The 20524-nt window shown below is 48.5% G+C and carries 6 protein-coding genes; 3 read left to right on the top strand and 3 right to left on the bottom strand.

The genetic code is table 11. The features are described 5' to 3' along the window. The first annotated feature begins 19 nt into the window (after nucleotides 1-19). On the top strand, nucleotides 20-14341 hold the full coding sequence (locus ASG16_RS07405) for an SDR family NAD(P)-dependent oxidoreductase (RefSeq protein ID WP_056495224.1): 14322 nt from the start codon (nucleotides 20-22) through the stop codon (nucleotides 14339-14341). A 119-nt stretch (nucleotides 14342-14460) separates the two neighbouring features. On the opposite strand, the gene ASG16_RS07400 is transcribed toward ASG16_RS07405, so the two are convergent. From ASG16_RS07400 to ASG16_RS07390, 3 genes are all read right to left on the bottom strand, one after another. Beyond that, on the bottom strand, nucleotides 14461-15180 hold the full coding sequence (locus tag ASG16_RS07400) for a hypothetical protein (protein WP_056495227.1): 720 nt from the start codon (nucleotides 15178-15180) through the stop codon (nucleotides 14461-14463). A gap of 77 nt (nucleotides 15181-15257) precedes the next feature. Further along, nucleotides 15258-15881 (bottom strand): DUF2306 domain-containing protein, encoded by a 624-nt coding sequence (locus tag ASG16_RS07395; RefSeq protein WP_056495230.1) that lies wholly within the window; start codon nucleotides 15879-15881, stop codon nucleotides 15258-15260. Between the two features lie 252 nt (nucleotides 15882-16133). Next, a complete protein-coding gene (locus ASG16_RS07390; RefSeq protein WP_056495233.1) occupies nucleotides 16134-17612 on the bottom strand; it encodes a hypothetical protein in 1479 nt (492 codons plus the stop codon). 811 nt (nucleotides 17613-18423) lie between these two features. Here ASG16_RS07390 and brnQ point away from each other — a divergent pair. Both brnQ and ASG16_RS07380 read left to right on the top strand, forming a co-directional pair. Beyond that, nucleotides 18424-19770 carry a branched-chain amino acid transport system II carrier protein gene (brnQ, locus tag ASG16_RS07385; protein ID WP_056495236.1) on the top strand — a complete coding sequence of 449 codons (1347 nt, stop codon included), beginning with the start codon at nucleotides 18424-18426 and terminating at the stop codon, nucleotides 19768-19770. After that, the gene (locus ASG16_RS07380) at nucleotides 19767-20363 is read left to right on the top strand and encodes a hypothetical protein (protein WP_056495239.1); all 597 of its coding nucleotides are present in this window, start codon (nucleotides 19767-19769) and stop codon (nucleotides 20361-20363) included. Before brnQ ends, ASG16_RS07380 begins: the two co-directional genes overlap by 4 nt. The last annotated feature ends 161 nt before the right edge of the window (nucleotides 20364-20524 follow it).

Genomic DNA, 20524 nt, shown 5'->3' with positions numbered 1-20524 from the left:
ATTCAAGGGGGACTATTTCATGAAAGAACAATTTTTATTAAGCGGCGATCATCCGATCCTGAGCAACCATAAAGTCTTTGGTCAGGAACTGCTGCCTGGTCCGGCTTATGTCGACTTGATCTACCAAGCATTTCGGGATAACGGGTACGATTGGAGAGAGCTGGAGCTTTGCCATGTATCGATCTATCATCCCTTGGCGGTGGGTCACGATTACGAGGTGCTGATCGATATTGTTGTGGAAGAGAAGGAAGCGGGATGCTGGAGCATTGTTGTAGAAGGCCGCGAATCGCGGGATGGAGCCGTCAGCCCGGAGGCGAAACGATATGCCGATGCCCAAATGCGGAAGATTCAACCCGTTTCATTTGATAAGACGATCAATCTCGGGCAAGCCATAAATCAGGCGGAAGCTTCCGTCGATCTGGAGGAGGCCTATGCGCAGTTTCGTGCGCTGGGCCTCATCCATACCGGCATGATGAAAGCGGAAGGGCATACCTTCCAAACCTCAACAGGCGTGCTCATTGAGCTTGCATTGGATCGCAATTCGCGTGACAGCGCCGAAGACGTGCTGTTTCATCCCACCTTGTTAGATGCTAGTTGTGTAGGTGCCTCGCTATTGCTTCGAGCGCTGGTCGGGGAAGAGCAACAATTGTTTCTGCCCTTATATTTTGAGTCCTTTCGTGCGGAGCAGCTCATTCAAGAGCGCTGCTATACACAGGTTCTCACTCCCAGTGTTCAACGAAAGAACGAATTGCTCAGCATGACGCTAGAGCTATTCGACAGTAAGGGCTGCAAAGTAGCAGAAATGAAAAACTACACGATGAAGCTGGTGAGGGCGGCATCCGGGATCAGTTCATCTGCCGTCTCGGGAGATGGGGATGACCCGTCCGTCATAGAACCGGCGCCGGCTCCAGTCAAACAGGGGCATGCTCTCAGCGGGGAGCGCACTCCAACCGTTCAGGCGGCCGCTTTTCTGACCGGCATCTTGGCTGAGCGCTTGAATATGGCTGAAGCGGATCTCGATCAGAACGCGGGCTATTATGAGATGGGATTGGATTCCCCAGGCTTGCTGGAGATGGTTAAGAAAATTGAAGCGAAGGTAGGCGCAGTGCTTCCGCCTACGCTGCTTTTTGAATATACGACGATTGCAGATTTATCCGTTTACTTGGCCGAACAGTACGCTTCGGCATTTGCGGATGAAAGCTTCGCACCAGTACCGGGCGATGGAATCAATGCCCCCCGATTACAGCTTGATGAACATCCGGACAACAGGAAGAAACCTGCGGATTCCAGCAACCGCTCAGAAGCATCAACATCGCAAGAAGAGGATATTGCCATCATCGGAATGTCAGGCCGTTTTCCAGGGGCAAGCGATCTACGCGAGTTTTGGCAAAATCTGAAGGACGGTAAAGACTGCATCAGCGAAATTCCCCCTTCACGATGGGATTGGAAACAGTTTGAAGACTTAAAGTCTCCTTCGGGCAAAGGGGTTTCCAGATGGGGCGGCTTCATTGACGACCCCGATTGCTTTGATGCGCCGTTCTTTCGCATATCGCCCCGCGAAGCGGAAATCATAGACCCGCAGGAGCGGATTTTTCTTGAAACCTGCTGGGAGGCCATTGAAGATGCTGGATACCGTCCGTCCAGCCTCGTAACGCCAAGAGGACCGAACAAACGGAACCTTGTCGGCGTGTTCGCCGGTGTTATGCATAAGGATTATGCACTTCTCGGGTCGGAGCTTATGGCGCAAGGCTTGCTATTCCCGCTTTCTTTGAGTCACTCGTACGTGGCGAACCGGGTTTCCTACTCGCTTAATTTCCATGGCCCCAGTCTGGCAGTCGATACGCTGTGCTCCGCATCTCTGACAGCTGTCCACATGGCGGTAGAGAGCATCCGGCGTGGAGAATGTGAAGCTGCAATTGCGGGCGGTGTCAACTTGACGCTTCATCCTGGCAAATATAAAACGTTCGGCATGGCCAACATGCATTCGAGCGACGGTTATTGCCGTACATTTGGTAAAGACGGCGACGGGTTTACATCCGGAGAAGGAATTGGCGCGGTCGTACTAAAACCGCTAAGTGCCGCCGTCAAGGATGGCGATCAGATATATGCCGTTATCAAAGGCAGTTCAATCAACCATGTGGGTGCGGTTAGCGGCATTACGGTGCCCAGTCCGGTTGCACAAGCTGAATTGATTGAAGACTGCCTGAATAAGGTTAATATTCATCCGAGAACGATCAGCTATCTGGAAGCACACGGCACAGGCACGTCGCTCGGCGATCCCATCGAAATCCAAGGACTGGTGAAAGCATATTCCCGCTACACGGATGACCGTCAATATTGCGCCATCGGTTCAGTCAAATCTAACGTCGGTCACGGCGAGTCCGCTGCCGGGGTTTGCGGGTTGATTAAGGTTGCGCTGCAGATGCATCATAAAACGTTAGTGCCGTCGTTGCATTCCGCCGAAACGAATCCATATATCGATTTTGAGCAATCGCCATTCTATATCCAGCGGAAGATAGAGCAATGGGAGCAGCCTCGGGTGACCGAAACAGGAAAGGAAACGGTATACCCGAGAAGGGCAGGGATCAGCTCCTTTGGCGCCTACGGCTCAAATGCGCATATCATTTTGGAGGAATGGGTGCCGCAGCCTTCTTCCGCGAGCGGCGAGCCGTCTGCCGTCATTGTGCCGTTATCGGCCAAAAATGAAGATCGCTTGAAAGCGTATGCGGATCGGTTAGCGCGGTTCCTTGCGGATGAGGCTGGATGCGTAGCTAGCATTAAGGAAATGGAATCACAGAGCGGGCTGGCGGCCAATATTCTGCGAATGGTTTCAACTATTCTGAAGGTGGATGAACAAGACATCGATTTCGATCAAGACTGGTCGGAATACGGCATGGAAACGGCACACCTGTCTGCTGTCCGGGAACAGTTGCTGCGGGAATATGAAATCGAGACCGACAGCATTGATTGGTACGAGCTTCGATCGATCTCTGATGCCGCCGAATCACTGCATCTGATCCTGAATCGCAATCGTCATGTGGAAGGCGGGGCATCTCAAGAGATGAGCTTGTCGTCCATTGCGTATACGCTTCAGACCGGACGCGAAGCAATGGAAGTGCGGGTTGTCTTTTTAGTCAGCAGCATCCGGGAACTGGCCGAGAAAATGAGAGCATATGCGGATGGTAAACCTTCCATTCCGAACTGCTGGAGAGGTCAGTTGAAGAAGAAGTCCGGCGTGTCGGCGGAAGTGGCGAAGGCTGACGACCATTGGTTCACAGAAGGAAACATGGCTGAAATCGCACAGTCTTGGGCTCAGGGCAGCGATATCGAATGGGGACGGCTTTACCGTACCGATAAACCGAGAAAAATGCATCTTCCGGCCTATCCTTTTGCGAAAAACAGATACTGGCTGCCGGTTGCGCCGAAACCGCAGGACAGCCTGCCAACAGCGGTACAGCAAGTAGGAAGTACAGCCAAAGCGGCAAATCCGACCTCGCCTCAGGGAGAAAGCTCAGCCGTAATTCCGGCTTCGAACCGGAACGCGGAGAATGACGCTAACCAACGTATCGTGGAAGCTGACACAGGTGCCGGTTCGCAGGATATGCTGCGGCAGTTTACTCCGGTGTGGGATACGTTCGCCGTTGAGCCAGAAGGCGACTGTTTCCCTGCCGTAACGGAACGGATCGCTGTATTTGGTCTCTGCAACGAACGTTTCGCGCAAATCCAAGCCCTATATCCGGGTTCCGTACATTTTGGTAATGACGAAGACATGTCCGTAGCTGATATCAAGCGGAAGATTTCCGGCATTGAGGATATCGGACACTTTATATGGGTAGTTCGTGATCCTGCTGCTATAGACGGCGGTGTAGACGATGCGCTGATTACTGCTCACAATCAGACTACGCTTAGCTGCTTCCGGTTTATTCAATCGTTGCTGCAATCTGGCTACGGTTCAAGGTCGGTCGGCCTCACGGTCATCACGACCCAGGCCCAAGCGGTATCCAAGAAAGACAGCATAAAACCGGCACAGGCAGGCGTTCACGGACTGATCGGTTCGCTTGCTAAAGAATATCCAAACTGGATGATTCGTCTCATCGACTTGGAGTCGGATTCGAAATGGCCGGTGTCCGAGATGTTCCGGATCCCTGCAGACCGGAGGGGCGGGGCTGCCGTATACAGAGGGCGTGAGTGGCACCGTATGCAGTTGATTCCAACTATTCTTCCCGCTCCGAAAGCGCCAGTGTACCGGAATGGAGGCGTATATGTCGTCATCGGCGGAGCTGGCGGGATCGGCATGGTATGGTCGGAGTATATGATTCGTACCTATCAAGCGCAAATCGTATGGATTGGTCGCAGCCCGATGAATGACGCTATTCGAACCAAAATTCACAGTCTTTCAGATCGTGGTCCCGAGATTCGTTATTGGAGTGCAGACGCATCGGACATCCATTCGCTCTCGCAGGCTTATGCCGAGATTAAGCAGCGCTTTGGCTCTGTAAACGGCGTCGTCCATTCGGCAATGGTATTAAACGAGTACAGCTTGGCTGAAATGGATGAGGTTGCACTTCAAGCTGCGCTCTCCGCTAAAGTTGATGTAAGCGTCAGGATGGCGCAGGTATTTCGCGAGGAACGGCTAGATTTCGTACTGTTCTTCTCATCGCTCATTAGCCTCATTAAGAATCCGCAGCAGGCTCATTATGCGGCCGGTTGTGTCTTTAAGGATGCTTTCGCGCACTTGCTGGCACAGCAGTGGTCTTGCAGCGTGAAAGTGCTGAATTGGGGATTCTGGTCAAGCGACAAGGTCGAGGATACGGAAAAATACCGGCTGCTGCAGGAGCTTGGAATTGGGCTAATCGAGCCGGAGGAAGGGATGCAGGCGATTGAGAGAGTGCTTGCCCAGCCGCAATTGCAGCTGGCTGTCATGAAAACGACGAAGCCGATCCCCGTCGAAAGCATGAATCCCAAAGAAGAAATGAAGGCTCTAGCTGCAGGACAGCGGTCAGTTGAGACAGGCCGAAGTCTGCCTGCCGCCTCTGAGCGACCCGAACTTGGACAACTGAAGCGTGAGAACGCGGAGAAGACGGATGAAATGAATGAACTTCTTGGCAGGCTGTTGTTCGTGCAGCTTCAGCAAACGGGCTTATTCGCTTCCGGAACGTTCGATCTGAAACAGGCAATGGCTGTTTCAGGAATCGACGAAAAAATGTATGCAGAATGGCTGAATCAGAGCGTCACTATTCTCGTAGAGCTCGGGCTGCTGTCCCGCAGCGGCAATCTTCTGTCGGTTACAGCCAAGGCAAGCACCGATCACAGGACGGTATGGGAGCAGTGGGGGCGGCATACCGCTAAATGGCGGGAGGACGAGAAAACAAGAGCGCAAATCGTATTGGTGGAAACAACGCTGAAGTCCTTGCCGGCCGTCCTTACAGGAAAATCCGCAGCGACGGACGTGCTCTTTCCAAACTCGTCAATGGAACTTGTCGAGGGGATTTACAAGAGCAATCCGGTAGCCGATTATTTCAACGATGTAGTGGCAGAGGCAGCCCTGCATGTTGTCAGACAGTGTGTACAGGAAAATCCGAAGGCGCAAATTCGTATTCTGGAAATCGGCGCGGGTACAGGCGGTACGTCTGCGGGGGTGCTCGCCAAGCTAGCTGTCTATAAGACCCATATTGTGGAATACTGCTATACCGATCTATCCAAAATGTTCCTGCTCCATGCGCAGAAGGAATACGGCCCTAGCTACCCGTTCCTGACATACCGCACGTTCAACGTAGAGCAAGCTCTTGCGCAGCAAGGCGTTGATGCCGGTCAGTATGATCTTGTCATAGCCGCGAACGTCCTTCATGCTACGCGTAACATGCGGACGACGGTTCGCAACGCCAAAGCGGCGTTGAAGCCCGGAGGATGGCTGCTTTTAAATGAAATTAGCAACGGCGCCCTATTTACCCATCTTACGTTCGGACTGCTGGAAGGCTGGTGGCTGTATGACGATCCCGGCATTCGGATCCCGGGTAGTCCGGCGCTCTCGCCCGAAAGCTGGCAGCAACTGCTTGAGAGAGAAGGCTTCGGTGCGATCGGCTTCCTGGCCCAGGATCATCACGACCTGGGACAGCAAATCGTTGCGGCGCAAAGCGATGGAATCATCAGACAGCCTAGATGGGAACAACGGAAAGGAATAAGCGCTCAGCAGTCTGCAACCCAATCCGTTTCAACATTGACGAATGAGCGGAATGATGCAGCAAATGCGGATTCCAGAAGGGAAAGCGAAGACAGCTTATTTGCCTTGAATGAGCATATGCTCCAGGATGAAATCAAATCGTTGATCGCCTCTCAGTTGGCGGAAACGCTGAAGCTGGATGCGTCATCGCTCGATATGGATGACTCTTTCGCAGACTACGGGCTTGATTCCATTTCCGGCGTGCATATCGTCAATACGCTTAACGAACGTTTGCAGATTGAGATGAAGACGACCATTCTTTTTGACTACAGCTCGATTAATCAACTGGCTGGTTATTTGCTGTCTGCGCATAAAGAGGCTGTCGTGTCCGCATTTAGCGACAGACTCGCCGCCTTTTACGAGCAAGGCTCAATTTCTCTCGAAAGGGAGGAGCAGGCTGTCCATTTCGAATTCTTGCAAACGAAGGCGTCTGCGCAGCCGGCCGAGGCCGCTGTATCCGTTCGGGCTGAAGAAGCAGCAGTTAAAGAGCCCATCGCCATAATCGGAATGAGTGGCCGCTTTGCCAAATCGAACACGCTGGATGAATTGTGGGACCATTTGGCTCAAGGTCATGATCTTGTTGAAGAAGTTACCCGGTGGGATCTGTCGAAGTATGCCCCCAAAGGCAAGCCTTACTGCAATCACGGCAGCTTCTTGGATGAAATCGATAAGTTCGATCCGTCCTTCTTTAATATTTCGGGACTCGAGGCTACCTATATGGATCCGCAGCAGCGCATGTTCCTAGAGGAATCATGGAAGGCGCTGGAGGATTCGGGTTATGCGGGCCAGAGTGTAGAGGGTCGTGCCTGCGGCGTGTATGTCGGCTACAATATTGGCGACTATGTGCACCATATCGGAGACAACTCGCCTCCGCAAGCGATGTGGGGGAATGCTCCATCCATTATTCCTGCCAGAATCGCCTATTATTTAAATCTTCAGGGGCCTGCCGTTACGGTTGATACCGCCTGCTCCAGCTCGCTTGTATCCATCCATCTTGCCTGCCAAGGCTTATGGACCGGAGAGACCGAAATGGCACTGGCAGGGGGCGTGTTTGTCCAAACGACGCCAACGTTTTATATCAATTCCAACCGGGCCGGCATGCTGTCTCCTACGGGCAAATGTCACACGTTCGATAATCGGGCGGACGGCTTTGTACCTGGCGAAGGGGTCGGTGTCGTCGTTCTGAAGCGGCTGAAGGATGCCATTGCCGACGGAGATTATATCCACGGGGTTATTAAGGGTTCGGGCATTAACCAGGACGGGACAACAAACGGCATTACCGCTCCAAGCGCCAATTCGCAGGAACGGCTGGAAAAGTCCGTCTATGATCGTTTCGCCATTCATCCGGAGCAGATTCAAATGGTGGAGGCGCATGGCACCGGAACCCGTCTCGGCGATCCGATTGAGTTCGAAGCATTGAACAGTGCCTTCAGCCATTACACGGATAAAAAGCAGTTCTGCGCGATCGGAACCATAAAAACAAATATTGGTCATACAACCGCAGCTGCAGGTGTCGCGAGCGTTTTCAAAATTTTACTATCGTTGCGAAACCAGCAAATCCCGCCTTCCTTGCATTATGAGACGGGCAATGCGCATATCAAGTTTTCCAGCAGCCCGTTCTATGTCAATACGGAGATTAAAAATTGGGCGGTTCCACCGGGCTCAAGGCGGATTGCAGCCACTAGCTCCTTCGGCTTCAGCGGCACCAATGCGCATATGGTCATTGAGGAGGCTCCAGCTCCTGTGCGCATGCATACTTCGAGGCCGTTTTACCTCATTACGCTGTCAGCCCGCAGTGGGGAACAGCTGAGGCAGCAAGCCGAGCGCTTGTTGGAGCATTGCGAGCGGGTACCTGGCATTGATGCGGGAAACATCAGCTATACACTGCTGGTTGGACGCCGTCACATGAATCACCGGTTGGCGTGTATCGTCAAAGACGCAGAAGAGCTAAAACAACTGCTCTCCAACTGGCTATCGCGCGGTAAAATGGCGCAAGTGTACGTATCCGAGTTAGCGGAAAATGACGTTCGCGAGCAGCAATCGTTAAAGCGGTTCGGAAATGCCGCGATCGAGAGCTGCCAGACGTGCACGAATCCAGGCTTGTATCTGGAGCATCTGTCCACGGCGGCCGAATTGTATGTTCAAGGCTATGCGCTGAATTACAGTCAGTTGTTTGCTGGCGACTCCTATTCGCGTGTTCCGCTTCCGACGTATCCGTTTGCCAAAGAGCGTTACTGGGTTTCGAATACTGACTATCCGCCGCAGGATCCACAAAGACGCGAACCGATGAAAGCGTCTAGCGAATCTTTGCCTCTGAACCTTCAGCGCGCTTCATTGAAGGACACTTCAGGCCTATTGTTTCAAACGGTTCTGACGGGGACGGAGTTTTTCTTGACGGATCATTCAGTTCGAGGTCGAAAGGTGCTGCCTGCTGTCACCTATCTGGAGATGGCGCGGGCGGCTGTGACGGCAGCATGCGAAAAAGGATCAGGTTCGCCAACGTCTCCCGTCTTGCTGCGGCATATCGGATGGGCGCAGCCAATCGTCGTGGAAGATCGTTCCGTCACGGTGAGCATTCAATTGCAGCGTAATTCCGAAGCGGACTTCTTCTTCGAAATTTATACGGAAACATCGGGTCATCCGGCGGGAAGAACGGTTCACTGTCAAGGAACAGCGGCATTAGACGAATCCGTTCAAGTGCCACCTCTCAAATTGCTCGAAGAACTTCAGGCTAGATGTGACGTCGGACTCATCACCGGCGCCCAATGTTATGACATGCTTGGCCGGCTGGACATGGATTACGGACCCGGCCATCGTGCTATTGACCGAATCCAAGTCGGTAAAGGCGAGCTGCTGGGGCGTTTGGAAATTGCGGCTTCCGCCTTGTCCACACTGGAGCATTATGTGCTTCATCCGGGCATGATCGATTCGGCGCTGCAAGCATCAATCGGAATGGCCGCATTACCTTTAGATTCGGAAGGAGGAACTGGCTCGGAAGCAGCATTAAGGCCGGGACTTCCTTATGCACTGGACCGTTTGGTGATTTTGGGTCCAAGTACAGCGGTCATGTGGGCATGGATTCGAAGAAGCTCCGGAAGCACCGCAATAGGGGCGATTCAAAAGCTTGATATCGACATCTATGATGAGGATGGAAAACACTGCGCGATACTGCAAGGCCTCTCTTCGCGTCAATTGGAAGCGGAAGCGGAAGTGGAAGTGGCTATGGCTATGGAAGAAGACGCTCCGCTGCTATGGAATCCGGCATGGGCCGAACGCAATGATGAAGACCGAAGTGAAGCGCGCATAATCACCCGTCGGTATATGTATCTGCTGGAAGAAAACCAAAGCATGAACCCGCAGTTGGCCCGAGCATTCCCTGAGGCGGTGTGCAAGGTGCTGAAAGCAGAAGGGCAGGTGATCGAGGAACGGTATGTCGGCTATGCGGAGCAGCTCATGGTTGACATTCAGAAGATCTTAAAGGACAAGCTTGGCGGTCAGTCGCTGATCCAGTTGCTGATTCCTGCTTCCGGCGAGCAGCAGATGTACGCCGGCTTAGCCGGTATGTTGAAGACGGCGCATCTGGAGAATCCGAATGTATGGTGCCAGTTAATCGAATTCGATGCGGCCGTCTCATCCGAGCAGCTTCTTTCCTTTTTAGAGATTGACGGCCGTCATCCATCGGTCAGCCATATTCGCTATGAAGGAAGCCGGCGGTATGAAGCGGTAATCAAAGGCCTGAATGCATCGGACGTTGCGGTGGACGCGCCGTGGAAGGACAGAGGCGTCTACCTCATAACCGGCGGTGCCGGGGGACTTGGATTGATCTTCGCACAGGATATCGCTAGGAAATCCCGTGAAGCGGCAATCATTCTAACCGGAAGGTCAGAGCTTGACCCTAATCGTCAGTCCCATTTGGAAATGATTCGGGAGTTAGGCGCACATGTGGAGTATCATACCGCAGATGTCCGTAAGGAATCGGACATGGCGGCACTGATGAGTGGAATTGTAGCTCGACATGGCCGATTGAACGGCATCCTTCATGCTGCAGGCATGAAGAAGGATAGCTTCCTGATCCATAAAACAACAGACGATTTGATTGCTGTCTTGGGACCTAAAGTGGATGGGCTCATAGCATTGGACAAAGCAACAAGCGGGCTGGAGCTCGACTTCTTTGTTCTGTTTTCCTCGCTTTCCGGATGCCTCGGAAACTATGGGCAGGCGGATTATGCAGCAGCAAACGGGTTTATGGATGCCTTTGCCGCTTATCGGAATGAGCTGGTAGCGGCCGGCCATCGGCAAGGACATACGCTTTCAGTGAATTGGCCGTTGTGGCAGGAAGGCGGCATGACCGTCGATCCCGCAACGGAAGCGATGATGGAGCAGCGCTCGGGAATGAAAGCGATACAGAGCCAGCAGGGCATTCAAGCGCTTTACGCTGCGCTGGCAAGTGGGAAGCACCAAGTTGCGGTGATGAACATGGCTTTGAGCACACCGCCGCTCATGGAAGAGTTGGCGACAGCGCAGCAAGCTCCTGCGGCCGAGTGGCAATCAGATAGCGATAACCCGCTCGGACCAGACGAGCTGTATGAGAGAACGATGCACTACTTAAGGGAGACCCTGTCATCCTATATACGCATTCCTCTACATCGCATGGATGCCAAGACCTCTTTCAGCAAGTTTGGCATTGACTCGATTATGGCGATGCAGCTTACGGCACAGCTTGAGAACGAATTAGGCTCGCTGCCGAAAACCTTGTTCTTCGAGTATGAAAATATACAAGCGCTGTGTGAATATCTTATCGGTCATTATGAGAGTAAGCTCCGTCGGGTGCTTGCGCCCGAGCTTACGCAAGTGATACCAAAGGCAGCTTCACCGGTCTTAGCGACTGCTCATTTATCCGTTACGCCGGCTCCAGTGGCGAAAAATCCAGCGTTAAAGCAAGCAACGCTGATCCGCGAGGAGATATCCGAGCGTCAACCTGCGTCCGATATCGCGATCATCGGATTGTCGGGCCGCTATCCGGGAGCGGACGATTTAGACCAGTTCTGGGACAATCTGAAGAGCGGGAAGGATTGTATTGAAGAAATACCCGCTGTTCGTTGGCAAAGCGGCAAGTATTATGATCCTGAGAAAGGCAAGCCAGGCAAGAGCTACTGTCAATGGGGCGGGTTTCTAAAAGAGATCGATCAATTCGATCCGATCTTTTTCCAGCTCTCACCCCTGGAAGCGTCTTATATAAGCCCGCAAGAGCGGCTGTTTCTCGAGTCCGTATGGAACACGCTGGAGCAAGCGGGTTATACAAGCCAGACGCTTGAGCACGAGTACGGCAGCAAGGTCGGCGTGTATGCCGGCTGCATGTACAATCATTATCATTTGCTAAATAACGACCCGGCGAAGGAGCCGCTTTTTGCTCTGTCCTCGTATAGCTCCATCGCCAACCGGGTGTCCCATTTCTTTAATTTCAAAGGTCCGAGCATCGCTGTCGATACGATGTGCTCTTCCTCGGCGGTCGCGATCCATATGGCATGCGAAAGCTTGCGGAAGGGTGAATGCGAGCTGGCGATCGCCGGCGGCGTCAATCTTTCGCTTCATCCGCAAAAGTATGTCGGCTTAAGCATGTCGCGTTTGGCTGGCAGTCATCCTGGAAGCAGAAGCTTCGCGGACGGGGACGGTTATTTGCCATCGGAAGGAGTTGGGTCGGTCCTGTTAAAACCGCTGGTCAAAGCCATTGAGGATGGTGACTCCATTTTAGCGGTGATTAAATCAACCGCGGTCAATCATGGTGGACAGACAAACGGCTACGGAGCGCCAAATCCAAATGCACAAGCTCAACTGATGGAAGAAAGCATGCGCCAGGCCGACATAAAACCAGAGTCGATCAGCTATATTGAGTGTGCGGCTAACGGGTCATCCATCGGCGATGCAGTTGAAATGGCGGCGATGAACAAGGTGTATCGCAGTCATTCCGGTATGAAGCGTGCTCTACCGATTGGATCCGTCAAATCCAACATCGGGCATGGGGAAGCTGCCTCGGGCATCGCCCAATTAACAAAAGTCGTTCTTCAGTTAAAGCATCGGCAGCTTGTTCCGACACTCGGCTCGGACACAGCCTTGAATCCGAATTTACGCCTTGAGGAAACGAATTTCCGTATTCAGCGGCATTTAGAGGACTGGCAGCAGACGGAAAATGAAGCGCCACATGGCGGGAAATTCCCACTTCGCGCGGCGATCAGCTCCTTTGGTGCCGGCGGTACGAATGCTCATCTAATTGTCGAGGAATATGTGCCGCCTGCTGAAGAGCCATCTGTACAGGAAACTAGAAATCAATTATTGATCCTCTCGGCCAAAAGCCGGGAACGTCTGAAGGAAGCCGTATACCATGTACGTCAGTATGTGAAGCGGAACGAGGAGCTTTCGCTGGACGATCTGGCCTATACGCTGCAGGTCGGTCGTGAATCGATGGACTTCCGCCTTGCTATAACTGCAAGCAGCAGGGAAGAATTGATGGCCGCGCTCTCGTACTATCTGGATGATACCGGCAGTTCGGATATTCCGCTATCCGGGAGCTTCGGGTTATACGAAGGAAATGCGGGAGGAGCTCCGGATGATATGCTCAGGCTCCTTTCTGGTAAGAATGGCCAGTTGTATTTGAAGCATTTGATGGATGAACTTGATGTCGAGAAGCTTGCCATCTACTGGTCAAAGGGTGGCGATATGGACTGGAGGGAATTGTATCGCAGCCGAAGAAAGGGGAGAATCGTACCATTGCTCACTTACCCGTTCGTCAAGCAGCGCTGCTGGCTTGAAATCCAACCGGAAGCGGGCTTAGAGCGGACGGAAGCTGAGATGGGCAAGAACGATGAGATGAACGTACAAAAGGCTCAGCTTGCCATGAACGGGAATGATGCAAAGACAATCGTCTTAAACAGCGTCGCTCTACTTCTTGGCATGATGCCGACAGAGATTCAAACGGACAAGCGATTGATGTATTACGGATTGAGTTCGCTTCATCTCGCACAATTGCTTGCAGGCCTGCAGAAAGTGGCTGCTCCGTCGATGGAGCTCCCTGATCTGTTGACTTGTGAAACGATTCAAGACTTGATCGACAAGGTGCAAGCAAACTTCCCGCCGGAAATTGATGATCTTCATGTTGACGGCTCTTTTTTGGAGGAGAACTTTAATCAGCAGATCATTCGGCTCAATCCTATTACGGATGGAAGGCCGGTATTTTGGATTCATGGCGCATCCGGAAGCGTGGAAGTATATCGTTCTTTGGCGGCGTATGCGAAAAGACCGTTCTACGGTATTCAATCGTTCGGCGGTACCGGCGATGAATCACCTGAGGGCATAGTGGCTATTGCTTCACACTATGTCCGACTCATCCAAGCGATTCAGCCGGAGGGCCCTTATGATCTTGGCGGATATTCGCTCGGCGGTATGTTGGCTTACGAAATGACGCGTCAGCTTCAGGAAGCGGGTGAGACTGTATCGTCTTTGGTCATGCTGGATACGATGTTTAGCCCAGAGGTCCAGAGGACGACCCTCGATCAGAATTCTATAGCCCTGCAAACCGTTAACATGGCGTTGGCAGCCGTCCATGGCATTGCCTCGGCCGATGAGAAAGGTCTTCTCATCCATAGGGATGAGATTGACTGCGACAACGGATTCGATGTATTTTTTGAACGTCTAACCGAGCTAGCCGAGCATAGAGGTCTGGATATTCCTAAGCGGCTGCTGGAGAAGCAATTTGAGCGTCAGTTTTCCATGCAGCAGCGCTACAGATTGATAGACTATAAGCTTCTGCCTCTGCCTCGGCCAGATGAGGTGACCTGCTATTACTTCCGAAACCAGAGTGGGGTGTTCATGGGATCATGGGAACCTTATTTAACGGCTAAAGAAGGGGTCGTTCCGTTCGACCATCTGCCTTACTGGGAGGAATGGGTTCAACAGATCCCGCAGGCGTACGTGATGGACGTTGAAGCTTCGACACATATGACAATGCTCGAAGATGAAGCCGCAAGGCACACGATTTATGCGTTCTGCGAGAAACTTTATGGAAAGCGGCCGCTTTCGGCACGTTTTTTTCAATCCTTTTATAAGCAGCACGCTATGTTCGTATAATACACTGAGAAAAGCGAGGTACGCAGATGCGTATCTCGCTTTTTTTTGTTTCGGCAAGCCAAAATTTCCTACGCTGGCTGTAACAAGATGGCGAACTTACGGAGAGAAATGGCAGGATATTATATAGTGGTAATACGTAATGTAACTTCTTTCGTTTTACTCTCTTTTTGCTGCCATTGCTTGAGTGTTTCAAACGAATAGTCGGTCAAATCTGGTATGGTTATCTTTAATGTTGTGTCATTTTCCCAATGTAACGAAAGTATCGGGATACTAAAATCTGTAGACGTTACCTTATTGACAATATCGCTAGCGTCATCAAGCTCGGCTAGCGTTAAGGATTCTGTGTTTATAATCATTACACTATTTCGGACAACATCAGTACCTTCATTTCTTCCAAGTAAGATAGCGAGATTCTTTTCGTTTGGAGAAAAAGTATGATCAGAGAAGATGCTTCCAGAGTGCAAAGGGACGGATTTAATCTCATTATTTTTAATCTGAACGAATGTATGGTTGCAAAGTTTTGTTCCACAACTGTATTGAAAATCACCATATATAATCCCGGAATTCGAAGTGAAGGCTGTAGCCTGTATTCGTTTTATCTCGGTTTCTCGATCACTTTGATCGAATTGTTCAAGGTATTTATAAATGGAGTCAACCTTTTGAATCGGGATTGAGTATTCTTTTGAATCTAATGAAAACGTTAATCGTTCTGCTTCTTTCTGCACGTTTTGTACCTGGGTACCATTGGAGTTAGAGGAAATATTGCGTGACGAATCACCACAACCAATTGTGAGCACAGTCATGGACAGAGCAAAAATCAAACCAACTATTTTTTGCATATTTTTTCTCCATTTAGGCTGTACTATTTATTGTTTTTCCTCTTTTAAATATGACAATGTGGCGGGACTAAGCAAGCCTATTTTTTCAATATAGCCCACTCGACAATCACAAAATTGAGAATGAGCCCAGCCCAAATGTTTACATTCAATACCTCTTCAATGACGGTTTCCATACCATGCGGAAGAGAAAAACCGTGTAGAATAAAGTACAGAAGGAGTAATACTGGCACCAACAGACGCGCGCTTACGGCAACTAATGTCATTCCAAAACTGCGGATCATCCATTTTCGGTGTTCCTCATATTGCCTGTTGATGGCGGTTCGGTACCCTTTCCAGCAAGTAAACAGCCAAGCCAAAGATAAGATAAGGAAGCTTGTTGCCTTCATGAAATCTTCTGCATAAAAGATACTCGCTAAAGAGAGGAGTCCGCTGATAAACACACTATACACATAAACCCTCCCAAGAAAACGATGTATTCTTGGTTTCTTCAGGCGAATTCGGTCGACAAACTGGAAAAAACCAGTGAGAAGAGCAATAAAAGCAGACACGATATGGGCAACTAATAAAGGATACTGAACAGTGCCGGTAATAATCGTTATGCGACTGTTTGCAGGGTCTAATGTTAAATAGGGAAACATAAATGGAACGATAACCACTAGCGATACAAGAAATAATCCCCACCAAATTTTAGGGAGTTTCATGACTTCTTCCCCCTAAATAGTTTCACACGAGGAGGGGGAAGGGGAATCTTCACATTCATCTCAAGCACGCAAAACCGCTCCCATCTGAATAATTTGTCTTACCCCCATCCTAAACACAAGTTCAAAACAAACCCTAAACGATTTCTAAAAAAAGGATAAAATCTGAACGTCATCGCGGCTTATGTATACGTTGCATAAAAAAACAAAGACCAACATAGTAAATATCGCCGGTCTTTGACTCATAATCAGCTATTAATTGGGCTCTAACACAAAGTAATAGGGTTTGGAGAGAAGATTGTGCAAATGATCGCGTACTTCCACGTTAGGCAATCGGTTTAATGATTCGCTAATTTCTCGTTTCATGTCCGCGTACTGGCTTTCATGCTGGTCTTCCGGGTCCACTTTTTGTTTCTCCTCGTGTATTACTTTAGCTAAACGCTTTGCGATCTCAAGTAGCTCTCGATTGGTTTCACCGTAACTAGGTTCATTCGCATTTGCTAAATATCCGCGCATTTCTGCCAAACGAGACAGGGTATCACGCCAGTTCCAAACTTGAATATTTTTTTCTCTTGTCTGAGAGCATATCTCCATAAACGGATCTTTCGATAACAAATCCTCTAATGTACGCCATGAATCTGGACGCATAGATTCTTCGAGTTTTTGCAGACAGTATGCATCAGGAGAGAGTAACTCTACCACTTCACGAAACGCTGGAATCGAGTTTCGTTGATAGCTTTTGATTCCCCACAAGCTATGTACCTGCAATGCCGTAGCAAATGACTTGCAGTAAGTATCAAGCTCTTCTAATCGTTCCTCATCTAGCTTATGACTAGCAAGAATCCTTGCTTTTACCTCATTCTCTGGGATGTTTTCATTCGCTTCGCCTAATTGCATGCTTCTTTTGATGTACGTTCGAACCGTGTCTTTTGGTATCGATCTATCCTCTTGAGCACCAAGAATTCCAAAACGATAAGAGATAAAGTCCTCGAATCCTTTACTACTTCCAAATCCATCATCAATGGCATGCAAATCTGGTTGGACTTCCATCATTTCAGCTAGCACCTGCTCCTCAAGCCCATAAATGCATGCTTCAATATGTGTCCAGTAGCTTCTACATTCGTCTTCGCTCCCTAGTACACGTTGATAGACGTCATGGAAGAAGAGGATATGAGCAATTTCGTGGAAGTAATTTTGAAAAGGAAACTTGATGTGATTTCCTTCCAAATATGATCCTGCATTTTGATAGATCCGTCCATGCTCTGGTCGAAATAATGTGGGGAGTGTCGAGTGTAAATCTAAGTATAATCCAATCCCTTCATTGTAACTATGTGCCCAAACAGCTAAATAGGTTGGGCTTAACAACAAAGCGATGGAGTGATTGGTAATTTGAACAGGCAAGTTGAAATAGCCGCCGTTTATTTGAGGCTGTAGGCTTAACCAGGTCATCCCAACTGCTAGAGCCTGATATAAAGGAAATTCACCATCCGCTGATGCTTCTCTACAATAACGTTGAAATTGAAGTATATCGCTTACAATTCCATGGTTCTTAAAACCGTAGTTCCCCTCGAATCTCTCAAGTCCCTCGACAAAATCCTCTGGTGATACCGTTAAAAATACGTTAATTCCATCCACCCAAAGATCGGAACCGATCTCTGATTCCAGCCATGCGTCTGTGTCCTCGGCAAGCTCTCTCAACTGATGATATCTATCCAACAAAACCGCTTGATTCATAATCTGCACCGTCCCGTCATGTATGCTTACTCCTGGAAAGCGAGAACCTTATGTAAAAAATTCAAGAGCACACGAGGTGCTCTTGAACATCGATTACTTTTTACACGCAAGTGTCATGATTGGATGGAAAAGCAATTTCATTTCTTGAACGTTTTGGTTGCTGGAGAGCTGTACTTTCACTACCTTTTTCATGAGAAATCCCGTCCTTTCAAATTTTATATACGGAGATAACGCATGCTTTTTGGTTCTCTTACAAGCACACATCAACAACTACGCGCCATTTCAGTGCTTTCATTTCTTGCACTTGTTTGTTCTTGTTCACTGCTACTTTTACGACTTTTTTCATGAGTTTACACCTCCCTTCCATAGAGGTGGAATTATATGAGTTTACTCTCAACAAAAGGCTTAGTTGTAATTATAAGGAAAATTGACAATTCATTTCAAGTTAAGAAAAATAAATATTTTCTGAAATATAGAAGTTTCGTTGATGGCGGGTCGAATCTCCCTCTTCCAATACATACCTAAATGATGTGCGGTTTTTCCAGGGAAGGTACTTCCTGCTGCGATATTGGGGTGCTTGTAGTAAACTGTATCAGGGATGTAAGCTTGATTTTCGGCAACTTGGAGTAACTGAGCTCATAGCGATTGAAGTGTCGTGCTCCTCTATATGTGGAAGAGAAAGATGATTCGTATGTTTGAAAAGAATGTTTATTTGGAGTATAGTATCAGAATGAATAAATGAAGGTTGTGTAAGTAACCATCTGAATGAACATTTATGAATGAGAGATAGAGAACAAATAGGAGGACTGTTGTGTCACAGAAAGCGCCAGTTTCTTTTGTAGTTACGATAGGATTCATGTTATTTGCTCTGTTTTTTGGAGCGGGTAATTTAATTTTTCCGCCAATGCTTGGCCAATTAGCAGGAACAAATGTATGGATAGCCAATGCAGGTTTTTTGGTTACAGGGGTTGGGTTGCCTTTGCTAGCGATCACAGCCTTTGTTTATTCGGGAAAAGACGACTTGCGCTCCTTAGCCAGTCGCGTGCATCCCGTATTCGGAATGATATTCACGATTGTTTTATATCTAGCAATCGGTCCGTTTTTTGCGATACCTAGATCCGGCAATGTATCGTTTGATATTGGGGTAAAGCCTTTCCTATCAGAACAGGCAGGTTCGGCACCGCTGATTCTATTTACCATCCTGTTTTTCGCAATGGCATGCTTCTTATCGCTCAATCCTATGAAAATTATCCATGTAGTCGGAAAAATCTTAACTCCAATTAAATTGACATTTATCGGAATTATTGTAGTAACGGCTATTCTTTATCCAATTGGAGCCCTCCAAGCCCCGCAAGCAGATTACACATCCCATGTATTTTTCAAGGGTTTTCAAGAAGGGTATTTAACTTTGGATGCGCTTGTCGCATTTGTTTTTGGAATGATCATCGTGAATGCGATTAAAGACAAAGGAGTTACTGCCAAAAAACAAGTTTTGGCTGCGTGCGCAAAAGCAACAATGATAGCTGGTTTACTTCTCGCTCTTTTCTATACTGCACTTTCCTTTATGGGTGCCTCTAGTGTAGAAAAGTTGGGCCATTTAGAAAATGGCGCGGAAGTTCTGGCGAAAGTTTCGAATTACTACTTTGGTTCATATGGTGCCATTTTATTGGGACTAATGATTACAGTGGCATGCTTGACTACAAGTGTAGGGCTTATTACCGCCTGCTCTTCTTTTTTTCATTCATTGTTTCCGAAGATCTCTTACAAAAAATTTGCGGTTATTTTGTCTGTTTTCAGTACACTCGTTGCTAACATTGGATTGACGCAACTCATTAAGGTCTCCGTTCCGATCTTAATGACCATGTACCCGATTGCGATCTCGTTACTCTTCTTGACGTTTCTGCACAACGCATTCAATGGCAGACCAGAAGTGTATCAAGGAAGTTTGCTTTTCACTTTTCTGATTAGTCTGTTTGATGGTTTAAAGGCTGCTGGACTCGAAAATAGTTTTGTCCATCATTATTTTACTCAGTACCTTCCACTGTATGACGTAGGCTTAGGCTGGCTGCTGCCTTCACTTATAGGGGGGGTATGCGGATACATGATCAGTGTATTCCGGAAGAATGTGTACCACGTTCAAAAACAAAAGGAGGCATGAAAATAGCTTTTCACATAGACACATGCCACTTAGAAGATGCTTTACAAACCCGTCTCTTACCATATAGGAGGCGGGTTTTGTTCATTAGTAAGTGGATTAGTGTACACCATAGGGGAAAAATAGAAAAAGGTGATATAAGAATTCCAGTTAATTTACCTAATGATAAAGATAAAGTAATTATAGGCGTATTAGAAAATGTTGAACAATCATGGAAACTACCAATAGTTGGGAAGGTATTTGGCGATACTGCAAATTTTAAGGAAGTGATTAGAAATCTTAATGAGAGACTGACTTTTATCCAAGACTTTACTCATAAGAAACAAAGTATCGATTTTCATAATGAGACAAAATTGTTTATAAGAGAAGAAAAAGATCGTGTTTATTTTGAAATTGATTTTAATGGTTACAAAGTAACTGGATATACAAATGGAAACTACGAGAAGAAAGGGTTTCGGGAGTTTGTAAAAGCATATAATAGATTCAATGTTTTTCAAGTGAGTTTATGCGACCTCAAAACAAAAAAAGAAGTGTTTTTCACAGTTAATAATAATGTGAAAATAGAATTTTACGATTTACTTTTAGTGAGTGATTAACATCATAAGGCTACGCGATGCGAAACTACCACCTGACAAAGGTGGCTTTTTATGTCCACAAGCCAAGAGTCAGCTGCTTGAACTTTCTTATATACTTGAAATGAATATTATCAAGTGTTAGACTATTTTTTATTTATTGATTATCGCTATATGCTAAATAC

The sequence above is a fragment of the Brevibacillus sp. Leaf182 genome (genome assembly GCF_001423865.2).
GTDB lineage: Bacteria > Bacillota > Bacilli > Brevibacillales > Brevibacillaceae > Brevibacillus > Brevibacillus brevis_C.
This window is presented reverse-complemented; position numbering and strand designations above follow the sequence as displayed.